This is a genomic window from Bradyrhizobium manausense (assembly GCF_018129685.1).
Taxonomy (GTDB): domain Bacteria; phylum Pseudomonadota; class Alphaproteobacteria; order Rhizobiales; family Xanthobacteraceae; genus Bradyrhizobium; species Bradyrhizobium manausense_D.
In genome coordinates this window covers 369,759-383,523 of sequence record NZ_JAFCLG010000005.1, presented here as the reverse complement: position 1 = coordinate 383,523, position 13,765 = coordinate 369,759, and the positions used below count along the sequence as shown (strand labels likewise).

General features: G+C 63.1%; 12 protein-coding genes and 1 pseudogene. 5 read left to right on the top strand and 8 right to left on the bottom strand.

Going from position 1 to position 13,765, the window contains the following annotated elements; all coding sequences use genetic code 11:
* Positions 1-25: 25 nt before the first annotated feature.
* The 8 genes and pseudogenes from JQ621_RS16445 to JQ621_RS16410 all read right to left on the bottom strand — a co-directional run bounded on the left by JQ621_RS16445 (position 26) and on the right by JQ621_RS16410 (position 9,467).
* Positions 26-676 carry a plasmid pRiA4b ORF-3 family protein gene (locus tag JQ621_RS16445; RefSeq protein WP_041751295.1) on the bottom strand — a complete coding sequence of 217 codons (651 nt, stop codon included), beginning with the start codon at positions 674-676 and terminating at the stop codon, positions 26-28.
* A gap of 87 nt (positions 677-763) precedes the next feature.
* Positions 764-1,246, bottom strand: a complete 483-nt coding sequence (locus JQ621_RS16440) for a hypothetical protein (protein WP_011931090.1) — start codon at positions 1,244-1,246, stop codon at positions 764-766.
* Positions 1,236-3,110 (bottom strand): site-specific integrase, encoded by a 1,875-nt coding sequence (locus JQ621_RS16435; protein WP_011931089.1) that lies wholly within the window; start codon positions 3,108-3,110, stop codon positions 1,236-1,238. Before JQ621_RS16435 ends, JQ621_RS16440 begins: the two co-directional genes overlap by 11 nt.
* A 3-nt stretch (positions 3,111-3,113) precedes the next feature.
* Positions 3,114-4,925, bottom strand: a complete 1,812-nt coding sequence (locus JQ621_RS16430) for a hypothetical protein (protein WP_011931088.1) — start codon at positions 4,923-4,925, stop codon at positions 3,114-3,116.
* The gene (locus JQ621_RS16425; protein WP_011931087.1) at positions 4,915-6,072 is read right to left on the bottom strand and encodes a tyrosine-type recombinase/integrase; all 1,158 of its coding nucleotides are present in this window, start codon (positions 6,070-6,072) and stop codon (positions 4,915-4,917) included. The genes JQ621_RS16430 and JQ621_RS16425 overlap by 11 nt, the downstream gene beginning before the upstream one ends.
* Before the next feature lie 375 nt (positions 6,073-6,447).
* Positions 6,448-6,816: pseudogene (locus JQ621_RS16420) on the bottom strand (ParB/Srx family N-terminal domain-containing protein); the annotation flags it as partial.
* Between the two features lie 187 nt (positions 6,817-7,003).
* Complete coding sequence (locus JQ621_RS16415; protein ID WP_006022621.1) at positions 7,004-8,122, bottom strand: DUF3800 domain-containing protein; 1,119 nt, start codon at positions 8,120-8,122, stop codon at positions 7,004-7,006.
* A gap of 151 nt (positions 8,123-8,273) precedes the next feature.
* Positions 8,274-9,467, bottom strand: coding sequence for a hypothetical protein (locus tag JQ621_RS16410; RefSeq protein WP_024338475.1), 1,194 nt, complete (start codon positions 9,465-9,467; stop codon positions 8,274-8,276).
* Between the two features lie 256 nt (positions 9,468-9,723).
* Between JQ621_RS16410 and JQ621_RS16405 the strand changes: the two genes are divergently transcribed.
* From JQ621_RS16405 to JQ621_RS16385, 5 genes are all read left to right on the top strand, one after another.
* Positions 9,724-10,353: a DUF6088 family protein gene (locus JQ621_RS16405; RefSeq protein WP_006023614.1), complete on the top strand. Its 630-nt coding sequence runs from the start codon at positions 9,724-9,726 to the stop codon at positions 10,351-10,353.
* A 75-nt stretch (positions 10,354-10,428) separates the two neighbouring features.
* On the top strand, positions 10,429-11,259 hold the full coding sequence (locus JQ621_RS16400; protein ID WP_006023613.1) for a DUF6088 family protein: 831 nt from the start codon (positions 10,429-10,431) through the stop codon (positions 11,257-11,259).
* Positions 11,256-12,335, top strand: a complete 1,080-nt coding sequence (locus JQ621_RS16395; protein WP_006023612.1) for a nucleotidyl transferase AbiEii/AbiGii toxin family protein — start codon at positions 11,256-11,258, stop codon at positions 12,333-12,335. The genes JQ621_RS16400 and JQ621_RS16395 overlap by 4 nt, the downstream gene beginning before the upstream one ends.
* Complete coding sequence (locus JQ621_RS16390; RefSeq protein WP_006023611.1) at positions 12,332-13,189, top strand: response regulator transcription factor; 858 nt, start codon at positions 12,332-12,334, stop codon at positions 13,187-13,189. Before JQ621_RS16395 ends, JQ621_RS16390 begins: the two co-directional genes overlap by 4 nt.
* Positions 13,186-13,764, top strand: a complete 579-nt coding sequence (locus tag JQ621_RS16385; protein WP_006023610.1) for a hypothetical protein — start codon at positions 13,186-13,188, stop codon at positions 13,762-13,764. Before JQ621_RS16390 ends, JQ621_RS16385 begins: the two co-directional genes overlap by 4 nt.
* The last annotated feature ends 1 nt before the right edge of the window (position 13,765 follow it).

Below are 13,765 nucleotides of genomic sequence, written 5' to 3'. Positions count from 1 at the left end.
GGCACTGAAGCGCAGCCGGTTGGTGTCAATCACGATGGCTTTCTCGACGGAAGCGATAGTCGTCCTTTGATGCGTGTAGTGCTTTGGCGATAGCCTTGTTGATGTCGTCGAGATTGCAGGACTCCGGGTGGAACTTGCGGCCAGCCCATCGTTGCATCGCTTTATGTTCTTCATGGTCGGGGTCGAGCCAGGCCTCGAGGAAGTCGGCATAGCCTGAAGGCCCACCAGCGTCTTCGGGGGGTCCTGAGCGTGCGGCGGCGATACAGCGAGGATATTGGGCACTCTCCTCGCGCGCGACGCGCTCCAAGCGCAGCAGATGACGCCAATTGTCGCCGAAGTCGTATTCGTAGAGGATCGCGAGAGGGTTTTCGCTGGGATCGTCGGGAAAGTGAAGGTCGATCATCCTGACCTCGGTCGCCTCGAAGATCCTGCTGTCGGACAGACCGTCGTCATCGAACTCTGGAGCTCCGTAGATGAGACCGCCAATATTGAACTGATGCAGATGGCTGTCGGTCCAGCCAAAGGCGGCCTGCAGCACCTCGTGGAGTTGGGCTAGGTTGAGAGTGATTGGCAGTTCGAGGATGCGGCTGATCTTGGGCTCGATGCCGAGGATATGAACCTCGGCGCGCACAATGAAGCTGTCTGGATCGAAGGGGTCAAGCATGCCGCAGATCATGCCGCGCATGATTGTCGCAGGCAATAGATGGGGCGACGATTGTCCTTCGGCGACCGCACCGACACAAACCGGCAGTCGTAGACGACGTCAGGATTTTGGCCCGCGAGTGAGCGGCACTGGTTTCACGGCGCGATCGCGTTCGGCGATCAGGCGGGCATTATGACGCTTCTGCCGCTCAACCTCCGTTTCGGCGTCGAGGATGCGCTTCAGCAGGACGGCATTTTCCGTCACCATACGCCGCTCCTCGATCTGCAAGACCTGGATCAGAGCGCGCTGCTGGGCGAGTTTGTCTTCCCAGGCTGCGAGCTTCTCGGGAACGACCTTGCGATCACTGGCGCGGCGTAATTCGTCGATGATCGATCGATGATTGGCGTAGATCGCATTGCGGCCGACGCGCGCTTCGCGTGCGAGCGTCGCGACGGTCAGGCGGTAGGATCGCTTTTGCAGGTCCGGGTGTGTGGGCAGCCCCTTCACCAGCCGCTCCAGAGCATCCCGCAGCTTGCAGTGGGTGTTGCGCAGGCGCTTTTCGGCAGGCGTGAGGGCCGGCATTTTGCTGGTCTTACGCGCCATGGCGAACATCCTTTGCATGGTCGAGTTCACCAAGGATGCGATCGCATTCGGCAATCCGGGTTTCGGCGAGTTGCCGGCTGACCGGGTCCAGGCCGGGATGGCCGAGAAGATCCGTATTGCGATCGCGGCGGGCCTGCCAGACAGGCCTGTGCCTGGCGGTGACGGCGAAGTTGGCGCAGGCGAGACACGTACTTTCGGTCCTCAGAACGGGGTTGGGGCCTTTCTCATCGCCGAAGCAGGCAGCCGTTTCGACGCGGTAGACGCAATAGCCCCAATCGCAGACGCCGAGCCGCAGATCAGTCTCCTCCATCAGGAAGGAGACATAGGCCTGGACATCGCCGTCGCGCGTGCGCCCGCGGAACTGGGAGCGGGCGGCGATCATCCGTCCGCCCTTGCCCGCGAGGGCGGTTGCCGTCAGCACTTCTTCGAGAGCGGCGCGGGTTTCTTCCCGGGCATGCCGGTCGATCAGGTCGTCGAGCGCGAAGTCGGTCCCGACGTAGCCGCGATCAGTCATGGCCCGGGTCACATGACCGAAGTGGGCCTGAAGCGCATACAGGCCGGTCCGGTCGCGTTTGCCGACGAAGCGGGCAAACGTCTTGCGGCCCTGATGCGTGTTCAGATGCCAGGGCTCGCCCTCGTGGTCCGGCAGGCCGATGAACAGCGCAAACAGATCATTCAGCCGCCTTATGATCGTGGAGCCGACGGGGAGGTTGATGCGGGCCGCAGGACCAATAAGGCCGTTGCTAGCCATCGCCAGAAAGAGATCGTCTCGTCCGCTTTGGGCCCGAAGACGGGCGGTCAGCCGCTCCATGACTACGACAGCCCGCTCGACGGGTGCCGGCGCAACCCAGCGATGGGCTTCGCCATCGATGCCACGCGCCGTCTTGTAAATCCGCCCGACGAGATAGGCGAAGCTCTCGCTGCCGTCGTCGGCAGGATGCTGCTCGATGCAGCCGACCTGAAGGCCGAGGATCTCCGAGATCCGGGCGCCGACCAGATAGCTGACCACCACAAAGCAGGCGTCGTAAATGCGATCGGCGAGATTGCGCACCTGCTTGGTGCTGGTGACGGGCGCTTCATGCCAGGCAGTTTCCTCACCAGGCAGTGTCGCGAAGGTGAACGGCGCGATCGCGTCAGTCACGATGAAGCCGGCCTTGGTCTGGCTGATCCCGTTAGCGAGCGCATGGTCATAGACGGACTGCGCCTGGGCCTGCAGAGCGATGACGTCGTCGGCCGGCGTCCCGATCAGCCGCAGCGCCGCCGAGACCAGGGGCACGGCGATCGCGTCCGGCGTATAAGGCAGCCACCCCCGGTCGCGGCGAACGAACGGCGGCGCGATCCCCGGGAATGGATCGGCGATTGCGATCTCCGGGAACTTTGCTCCCTGCAGATAAAGGCGCGTCAGCAGATTGGCATGGTTTCCCAGTGTCGTGCTCTTCAGCGTACTGCCAGGCTTGTGGCCCGGACGCTGCGCCATCACCGTCATGAACCGGTCGCAGGCGTCGCGGTCGAGATCGGCAAAGCACCGATATCCCTGCGCCGCCATCCAGCGGATCAGCATCCGCAACCTATTGAAGACGGAGACGATCGTCGATTCATGAGCGTTGCGGTACCCAGGAGGCGGATCGAGCTTCAGACTCCATAGGAACAGCTTCGCCGCCTCTCGCCAGTCAGCCCATCGCGGATCACTGAACCGGCTGTCGTCAGCAAGAACAAAACCCCAGTCGAGCGAGAAGTCGCTGCGGTTGCTGCCAGGACGATGACCGTCGAGATGCCAGACCTGATCGGACCATACGGACCGCGCCGATATCCGAAGCGCCGGCCTGACGGCGGCGACAAGATTGCGCGCCGTGGAAGCCGTCATCGCTCACTCCAGCGCCGGAAGCCGTGCGAGAGCCAGCATTCGTTGTTCGGCATCACCTCGCAGTGTTTGCGGGAAGTCCGGCAGGATGTCGTCGACCAAGATGCGCAGGCTCGGCGCATACAGGAGCTCGAAGCGGCGCGGATCAATGCGTTCACGCGCGCGCTCCAGTTCGCCGATCGCCTGAAGGATGCGCGCCATGTGCTCCGCATCGATCGGGATGACCAGTCCCGGGCAGCGCAGGCATCCGCCGAAGTGCCGGCAGACCCGACCTGCTATCGAGTCTGGTGCTGTGCCCGCGAGCGGGTTGAGGCAATCATGACTGAACGGAACCGTCGCATTGCTCGCCAGCGCAATCCGGTCGCGCTGCGCCCGATTCTCGCAGTTCGCCTTCGCGCCGACGATCCAGCCGAGCATCAGCTCCTGCAATCGGGCGATTGTCTCGCGCTGGATGCGGCGCGTCTGCGGCCCCTTGATGTAAAGCTCGGTCGTGTCGGCGCGGGCATGGTTGAGCACATCCTGTGTCGCGACGATGTCGCCGCCAGACGCCTTGTAATATTCGGTGGCGACGCTGCCGCGCAGCAGAACGGCGGCAAAGTCCGGCAAGAGCTGACGTGCCCGCTCCGGTGCAGCCTTGTTCCAGATGGCGATCCGGGCATTGGAGCGTTTGATGAACGGCTTCAGGGCGTGCGACAAGGTCGCCTCCGCAATGAGCGTGACCGCGTCCTTCTTCTCGCTCTTGACCAGGAACAGGCGATTGCGGTCCTGCCGGCTGGCCCGGGAGACGAGCGGCGCCGTCATCGCCAGCAACCGGTCGATCAGGTTCGGCGCAGCATGTCGCCGACGGCGATCGAAGGACCGCCGCTGCGCTCGCTTCACCTTGGCACCGGCCCGGGGCTTGGCCCATTCGACGATGATGCGATGCTCGTCGAGCGGATGCGCCACTTGGCAATCGCGCGTTATCAGCCGCAGCGCATCCGGATTGCCCGCCGTTTGGATCGCAATGGCGATGAAGAACGCGACGACCGTTTCGCCGGTCAAGTGAAGATAACCGCCAAGATGACGAAGCCCGCCATGGCGGCTGACCGCCGATATGTTGACCTGGCTGCGGATCGCAAGCGTCCGCGATGGAAGCACCCCGTCATTCACCCGAGCAAGCGCCCGGACCATGTCGCAAAGCTCGGGATCGACGCCATCAGCCGGGCCGCTCGTCGCGAGGATGGTCCGCCCCGTGTCGAAGCGATCCCACGCCTCGTCGAGTTCTTCATAGCACGCGCGTAGGATCGCCTTGAGATCCTCCCCGCCAAGACGCGGTCGGGTGTCGGCAGTCCGGTTCGGCCAGACCCGCCAGGGGAAGTCGATCCGGGACGGCAGCCGCGACGGATGCCGGCGCTTCGTCCAGTCGATCATCTGGCGAAGCTGCATCAGCACATTCGCCCGCGCCCCCTTTGACCAGGGCTTGTTCGTCTGTCCCGCGATCTGTCGATCCAGCCAGGCGATATAGCGCCCGACCATTGCGGTGGTCAGATCCCCGGCAGAAAGAACATGCCCGTCCTCGACCGCAAAACGGGCGAAGACACGCAGTGCCATCCAGCAATGACGGTGCGTTTCGGAGCTCGATGCGGCATGATGATTGCGGAAGGCGTCCGCCAGAAGCATCGTAACGTCTGTCGGCAACCCAAGCTTGCCGAGATCGTAGCGCTTTGCGACCTCGCCCCAACCGTCGCGGAAGACGGCAATGGCATCGGCCGGCTGCTCCAGCACCTTCGCTGACGCAGCCGATAGACGCCGGTCGATACGCTCACGCTTACCGGCCATCGGGGATCAACTCGCCATAGAGATAGTCGATGCTGTCGGCGAGTTCCCGGGCATTGAGCTCGACGCAGCGCAGGTAGATCGCCGTGCTCTGGATCGAACTGTGCCCCAGCAAGACCTGGACGATCTTCAGCGGATTGAGGTCAGGCGTGATCGATGCCTGTCGCTGTAATCGCACCAGCATCGTCATCGCAAAGGTATGGCGCAACCAATGCAATGAACCCGCCACACCGGCAGCCCGGAAGGCTTCCGCAAACACCGCAGTCAATCGCGTCTTGCTGACGGCATTCCCCTGAAGATTGAGGAAGAGCGCCGATGGCGACCGATAATTTGACCGTTGGCGACGCAACGCCCGTACCTGCGGCGTGCGCACTTCGTCGATATAGCGCTGCGTGCGGTCAACCAAGCGGATCGGCGGGTAGATCGTGCGAGGCTTGTCGCCCTTGGTGATCGTCAAGGGCACGCCGACTAGCGGATGATCCTCGTCATCAAGATGTGCTGTCTCCGGGACCTGGAAGACAGCCAAGCCGCAAAGCTCCTTGCGCCGCAATCCCGTCGCCAGCGCCCATTCCGCCATCAGGCGGTAGGGCATCTCCAACAGGGCGAAGACCCGACGCAACTGATCGACCCGCAACGGTCGCGGCAAGCGCTCATGCTCGGCAACAGTCAGGATGTTTGCCGCCACGACACCGGGACGCGCATCGACATGCGCAAGGAACGCTTGTCGCCGACCAGAGCCCACCCGCACGTCGACAAAGTGGAACGGCAAGGCCTCGATCCAGCCGCGTCCCTGCGCCCAGGCATAAAACCGGCAGACCGTGCGAACCCGATCATTCACCGTCGACCGCGCGTATGGCCGCTTCGTATGCGGGCTCGGCTGTGAGAGCATGCGGTTGCGCCAGGCCGCAATCTCCGCCTCGCCGACCCCGCGCCAATTGAGCCCGGATTGCTCCAGGCTGTCGAACCAGTCATGCAGGTGCTCGCCGTAGGTCCGAATCGTTTCAGCCGCATGGCTGCGGCCCGGTATGGTCGCCAACTCCATCAGCCAGGCAAACGCCGGCTCGATGATCGCCATCCGCTCCGACACCAGAATCGGAAAGCCTGCCGGGATTGCGGCATAGCCCATCGCCGCCTTGATGATCCGCGCCATACTGTCCTCTTTGGTCCTCGCCGTCCGAAACGGCAAAAGACGCCGAGCTCGGCGCAACTCCCTGTACAGCAACAAAGAAGACAGCTTCCCGAACCAGCTGTTATTAAGCGGAGCGCCTGCGGCGCACTCTTTTGTTTAGAATGCGAGGGGTTCCCCTCGCGCTCTCCCGTTCGCCACGTGGCAGGGTTGCAGGACTTCGCCTGCAACCATTTGACTAGTTTGTGGTGTCGCCGCCGCGTCAAGCATTGTCCTCGCTACGCTGCGGGAACGCTTGACTCGGACGTCTACGTGCCCTCCTCAAAATGCCCCACGCATATGAACCATAACGATGACAGCCACACGACTCTAACAGGACAGTTCGAGCACAGAACCTAACAGCGGGGCGCGTTCGATATTCTCGGCCAGCGACACCTCGTCGACGAGGATGTCGGCATTGGCGTCCGACACCACGCACGGCACCTTGGAGGTCTTGGTGAGGCGCTTCTGCTTGACGAGGAGCTGCAGCGCGCGGAAGCGACGCCCGCCCGCCGGCACTTCGTACATGCCGGTTTCCTGGCCGTCGGCATCGAGCACCGGCCGGACGTGGAGGGACTGGATGAGACCGCGCCGGGTGATCGACTCGGCCAGCTCGTCGATCGAGACGCCAGCCTTGACGCGGCGGACGTTCGACTGGCTCAGCACCAGCTTGTTGAAGGGGATGTCCTGCGCCGACGACAGGGTGATCTTCTGAATGGCAGTTGCCATGAGACTTACTCCGCGACGGGCGCCGAAAGCCTCTCTCTCGACCCTAAACCCGTCACGAAGCGAAGCACCGCCCTCTCACTCTAGGAGGGCAGCGACACCATCAAACGCCATCGGTAAGGTCACTGCCAGAACCGGCGATGATCCCGCGCCAGTCCTTCGTATTCGCCCATGACGGCTTGATGCCGCCCTAGAAATTCGAGCGCGGTTCGATGCCGAGGAAGCGGATCATGTTGTCGGGCGCGACGAAGTTGACACCCGAACCCAAGCTGCGGTCGCCTGTTGCGACGAGGCGGCGGAAAATCGCTACCTTGTCAGGATGCATGGGGGCGCCGCCCCACACAGCGTCCTGTACATATCGCGCGATGAAACCGGCGAGGACGTCGGCGACCTGAATGCCGATAGAATCGTGCGATCGCTGGAATTGCAGGTCGGCCGCCTGCGAGAATTCGAAGTCGGCCGTCTGCAGGGGCAATTTCACGCCAAGCTGCGCCAGGTCCTCTGCGAGCTTCTTGTTGTGCAGAAGAATGTCTCCGAACTGCAATTGCTCGTCGTGGAACAGCGTCACGCCGGAAACCTGCTTTCGCGCGAAGCGATTGATCCGGGCGTAGATGTTGGTGAACGATGTCAGGTTCGGCAGAACCCAGAGCAGCTTCCCGGCGGGATTCTTGTCGGGAATCGGTAATGCCCGCTCGACGGCCTTGGCTTTCGGCAGCTTGCGGAAGTCCTTCAAGCTGTCGCGCGCAAAACGGATGATCCCCGCCGCCACGTCAGTAGGCGGAACTCCGCTTCCCTGCGCCCACCGAATTATTTGCTTGTAAAGTTCGCGTATTTCCGCGTGGTCTCTGCTTTGGCAACATGCGGCAAAGGCGTGAGCCAGCTCGGGAGGTGCATATAGCGCCATGTAGTTCGCCATAACGCCCTTCATCCAAAGGGCGCCAGGTTGAGTGTCGCATTCCCCCACATAGGGCACCACCATTCGCTCGATGATGTTCACGACAACGAAGAAGTGCTTGTCGACAAGCTCGATAAAGATTGGGGCGCGGCGCGTCTCAAGGAGGTCCAGAAGATCAAAGATGAAGCGCGGCTTGTCATAAGCCTGTTTTGATTTGAGCTCCGACGACTGGATGCGGTGCGCCTTTTTTAGTGCGCCCAATTTATCGGTGAAGTCCTGGTCGAGCGTGCAGCCGAATGCAGCCAAGGCGAACATGCGCTGTTCGACGAAGTAGGAGTCGATTTTGACCGTGCTCAGGTCGCCGGTATTGCCGCTTTCATCGATGTAATATTCCGCAGGCGCCTGCTCTAGCATTCTGTATCCAGTCGCTCGTTTGGCGATTGTGCTCCATGCCGCACCACTGAATAGGTGACCTGGATCTGGGCCACAAGACAGCCCGGAAACAGTATGGCTAGGGGACGCAAAGCCGGAGACACGGACAACCGCATCTCCGGCATTGCGGGGATCAGGCGGCGCGATCGAGCAGCTTCTTGGCCTTGCCTTCGAGCTCGAGCCGCGCGTCCTGGTGGGGCTTGTCGCGCGCGACGGCGGTGATGCCCTGGACGAAATCGAAGATGCTTTCCGGCGGGCGGCCTTCCTCGGCCAGCACCGCGTCGATGATTTTGCCCGTCTCGGCTTTCGAGAAGCCGCGGCGGCGCAGGAATTCGGTGCGCTCTTCGTCCTTGTGCGCGACGATGCGTTCGCGCGCCGCCTTGATGCCGGTGATGAACGGCTGCGGTGAGGAGTCCGCGAAGCTGAGCAAGGCCGGCGCCGCCTCATGGGCGAAGCGCGAAGCGGCGTATTTGGAATGGCGGATGGAGATCTCCTCGAAATCTTCGACGCCCCACAAATTGCGATTCTGGCACACGGCCCTGAGATAGAAGGACGCGATACCAAGGGTCTTGGCGCCCACTTCGCTGTTCCAGGCATAGAAGCCCCTGAAATAGAGATCGGGCGATCCATCCGCGAGCTTGCCGGCTTCGATCGGATTCAGATCGTCGACGAGGAAAAGGAAGACGTCGCGATCGGAAGCGTAGAGCGTCGTGGTGTCCTTGGTGATGTCGACGCGCGGATTATAGACGCCGGTCGACCAGTCGAGGACACCGGGCACTTTCCAACGGGTGTCGCCGGTGCCGTTGCCGGCGATGCGCTGCACGGCTTCGACCAGCTCGTGGTCGTAGATCCGGCCGTAGTCGGGGCCGGTCACGGCGCGCAGCTCGACGCGGCCGTCGTCGGTCTCGAGGGTCTTGATCTGCTCGGCGCGGTGGGCGGTCAGCCCATATTGCAGGTTGATGCCGGCGAGCGCGGCGGGGAGCTGCCGCAGATAGGCGGCCGGCGCGCCGACCTGGCTCGCGAGCTGACCGAAACTCCAGTGCGTCGGAGCGATGGGCTTGTCGGCGCCTGGTAGGATCAGGGCAAGCCGTTCGGGATCGGTGCGGCTGGCTTCGACATGGATAAGCGCGGATTCGACAACGCGCGTTCGGCTGCGCTCGGTGCGCTCGCGGACGGTCCGGCCGAGTTCGGCGAGCGAGAGATAGCGCTCGTCGTCGGGTCGCGAGAACCACTCCGAGGAAACCCGACCGATGCGCTCGCCGCGGTTGATGTCCACCTTCCAGCCGCCACTCACGTCGCGCCGGGCATCGAGAACCTGCATGTTCATGGGATCAAACTCCATGACGGGCGCCGGAAGACTCTCTCCCGACCCTCAACCCGTCACGGAAATCCGGTCCACACTCTCACTCTAATGAGGGCGTTGCGGGGTCTCCCCGCAGAAGGGGTCGGCCGAGACCCTGGGCTCGGCCGCAGGGGAAGGCTTTCCCCTCCAGGCCCCCTCTCAATCGCTGGCCCTTCCAGTCGGTTTGGGGGAGATTGAAAACTGTCAGAAAACCGCATATATTTCTGACAGGAGAAGTGCCGTGCAACGACTGACCGAACAGATTCTGGCGCACACCGAGGGCTTGCCCGAGGGCGCTCCGATCGCGGCGAAGAGCCTGCTCCATCTCGGCAATCGCGCCGCGGTGGATCAAGCCTTGTCGCGACTGGCTGAACGTGGCCGGCTGATGCGTGCCGGGCGCGGCGTCTATCTGCGCCCGGTTTCGAGTCGGTTCGGCGTCCGCGCGCCCTCCGTCGAGAAGGCCGTCGAAGCCCTCGCGCTCCAGCGCGGCGAAACCATCGTGTCGAACGGTGCCGCGGCCGCTAACGCGCTCGGCCTCACGACACAGGTGCCGGTCCGGTCGGTCTATCTGACATCGGGCCGTAGCCGGACGATGAATCTGGGCCAGCAGGTCGTCGAGCTGCGGCATGCGCCGCGCTGGCAGTTGGCGCTGGCCGATCGGCCCGCCGGACAGGCGGTGCGAGCGCTCGCCTGGCTGGGGCCGGAAAAGGCAGAAGCCGCCTTGATGACGTTGAAGCGCAAGTTGCCGTCTTCCACGTTCGGCGAACTCGTCGCGGTCGCGCCCCAGCTACCGAGCTGGCTCGCCAGGACGGTCGGCAAAGTTGCATACGGCCGAAGGAGCCATTCTCAGGTGGGCGGCCTACCTATTTAGATTGTCCGAAATTTGTATATTTATTTCGGACAATCCACTTGGTTCGCGTCCGAAAAAGGACTACAATTTTCGGACATGAACACCGACTCGCCCGATCTGAAGAAAGCCATGCTCGAGCGCATCCGTGCGGATGCGCCACGCAAGGTCTGGACGCCCAGTGACTTCGTCGATCTCGCCTCGCGGGACGCGGTCGATAAGGCGTTGCAGCGGCTGACGAAGGTCGAAATCCTTAGGCGGATTGATCGTGGGCTCTACGATCAGCCTGGCTTCAACAAACTCACCCAGAAACCCAATCCGCCTGATCCGCGCTCAGTCATCGACGCCGTCGGGCGACGTGACCAAACCCGGATGCTTGTCGACGGCATGACCGCGGCGAACGATCTGGGCCTAACTGACGCCGTCCCCGCCAAAATCGTGGTGCACACCGACGCTCGGCGCCGCGCGATCAAGCTCGGCAACGTAACGATCACCTTCCGTCCAACCGCGGCCAGCAAGCTATTCTGGGCCGGACGACCAGCGATGCGCGTCGTCCAAGCGCTTCACTGGCTGCGCGATCTCCTGGTTCGTGAAGGAGAAAGTGATCAGGTTAGGCGCAAGCTCGCCAATCTTTTCGAAGATCCCACGGTGGGACCGCCCCTCAAAGCGGATCTCACTGCCGGTATGACAGCTCTTCCGACATGGATGTGGGTGTTTCTCAAGCCGCTCGTTGAAAGCGACGCCGGCGTTCGTCGTCGGCACGTCGATGATGATCGTGATGATGCTGATCATGATCGTCATCAACAAAGAACGGCGGACGATGCCGATGATCAGCGTCATGCTGCCGTCGCCCGGCCCAAGCGAAAGCCGCTCTCCCCGCAGAAGGCACAAACTGCCAAGCGCGGTGCAGCCCGGGCGGTGAAGACATGAATCCGGCTTTCGACGAGGTTCTCGCGGCCGGGTCGGACGCGATGTTGAGCGCCTTCGATACGACGGCGCTACGCCTCGGCACGGCGTCTCAGAATATCGAGAAGGACTTCTGGGTCTGCTGGACGCTGGATGCCTTGTTCAATGGCTTGAAAGAGGGCGGACCCCGCCTCCTCTTCAAAGGTGGAACCTCCCTGTCCAAAGGGTTTGGTTTGATCAATCGCTTCTCCGAAGACATTGATGTCACGGTGTTTCGGGACGACATCGGCGAGCCGGCGACCATCGAGGAGCTCGAAGCGCTGAGTAGCAAAAAGCGCCGGGCGCGCCTCGATGCGATCAAGGACGCCTGCCAAGCCTACATCAACGGCCCGCTGCGGGCTGAGTTGACGCAGATCCTGCAGGACCGGCTTCAGGCTGCCGGCCTCGATGCCGGCGCGGCCCGAGTGGAAGCCGATGACGCTGATCCCGACGGGCAGACGCTTCTGATCTGGTATCCCGCGGCGACGCCGCGATCGGATTATGTGCGGGCAGCGATCAAGATCGAGTCGGGCGCGAAATCCGCGCTCGATCCGAACAGCGAAGTGCCGATCAAACCCTATGTCGATGATGATCTGCCGGCGCTCGACCTGACCGTGCCGGCCGTCCGCACGGTCGATCCGGAACGTACCTTCTGGGACAAGGTTGTCATCCTCCATGGGCTGCGGCGCTGGTTCGACAAGCGCGGCGAGCTGCGCGGGGGCGGCCAACGCGTTTCCCGTCACTATTATGACCTGCACCAGCTCGCCGCGGCCCGCGTCGGCGCCGCCGCCATCGCTGATCCGGCGCTCGGTGCGGATTGCGTCGCGCACGCCCGGATGTTCTTCAATCGACCGGACTTCGATCTCGCGAGCGCTGCGCCTGGCTCGTTTGCACTCGCCCCGCATGACGCGATGATCGAGCAACTGCGCGTCGACTACAGGGCCATGCAGGGCATGATCTTTGGCGATCCACCGGATTTCGAGGCGGTGCTCGACAGCATCGGCTCGCTCGAGACGCGTCTCAACAAGAAGGGCGATACGGGAGGCGGGGCCGCGCGATGAACCAGTTGGAGGGAGCTTTCGACACCGGGCAAAAGGCAGACGCGCGTGGCGCGGGCGAAGCGATCGTAACCCCGCTGCGCAAACGCCGCCTCAGCGGCGAACTCTACGAGCGCGACCCGAAGATAGAAGCCCTCATCGCCGAATTGGCAGTCCTGCCGCGTGATGGCTTGATCGCCAGGGCGGAAATCACCAAGCGCTCGGACCCGGGCTACGTCCCGAGCGAATGTCTCGTTTACTTCATTCGCGCGAGCCGTCGCGACAACAACGAGGTGTGGTTCGAGCGCCTCTATCGGATCTTGACCGAACGGGTGCTGCGCAGTTTGCCCAGGGCGGAAAGCTCCGATGGAAAGACGGAATCGCTGACGCGCGGGGTCGTGCGCGACAAGGTGTTCGGCCGGTTCGTCGAGCTCTTTTCGGCGGACCGCGCCGCCTACGACGAAAAGGTCGACTACTTCGAGGTGCGCTTCGATGGCGCGCTAGCGAGCCTGCGGCGCGATGCGCAGGAAAAGGCCTGGCGCGACGAAAACCGTTCCCAGCCCCTCGAATATGACGAGGAGAGCGGAGAACTGTCACCGGAGGTCGAGGCGGCCGCAGGGACCCACGATCCCTTCGCCGTGTCGGATTTCGACGACCCGTCTTACCGGTCGCGCCTGGATGCAGCGATTGAAGCTCTACCGACAGAACAAAGCAGGATCATTCACATGTTGAGACAGGGCTTCCCCATCGACTCCAAGGAGCCGGACGTCATGACCATCGCCAAGGCTTTGGGCCGCTCCGAAAAGACCGTCCGAACCTACCGCGACAAGGCCTTCGCCGCCCTGCGAGCTGCCATGGCCGACGGAGACGAGCGGTGAGCCCCGGCGGCGGACGTCCATCCCGCGAGGCCGTGCTCGACGCGTTCGCGGTCGAGAGCGAGCCTGGCCGGTCGACCTTGGAACGCTATCTGCGGCTATACCCGGAATATGCCGGGGAGCTCATCGACCTCTCGCGCGAACTCAGCCGCGAGGCTTATGAAGATGCCGCACCCCTCTCTGCTACCGATCGGGCGCTGATCGACGCTGCCTGGTCGCAACACGCGAAGGTTATGCCGGCGGCAGCAGCCGACCCTTTCGCGGCGCTGACGGTCGATGACTGGCGCGCCGTCGCGCAGCGTCTGGACGTGCCCCGGCAGGTCGTGACCGCACTGCGCGAACGGCGGGTCTCTCTCGTCAGTATCCCGCGACGCTTCCTGGCGATATTGGCGGATGCGATGCGCAGCTCTGTCGCACAGTTGGAGTCGTCCTGGGGGCCAGCGCACCTGATTGTCGCGCGCAGCTATAAGGCCGACAGCAAACCGGTGGCCGGCGAGCAGGTCACCTTCGAGCAAGTGCTGATCGATGCCGGCGTCCCGGCCGAGAAGCGCGCCCGGCTGTTGGCGGAGGCGGACTGAC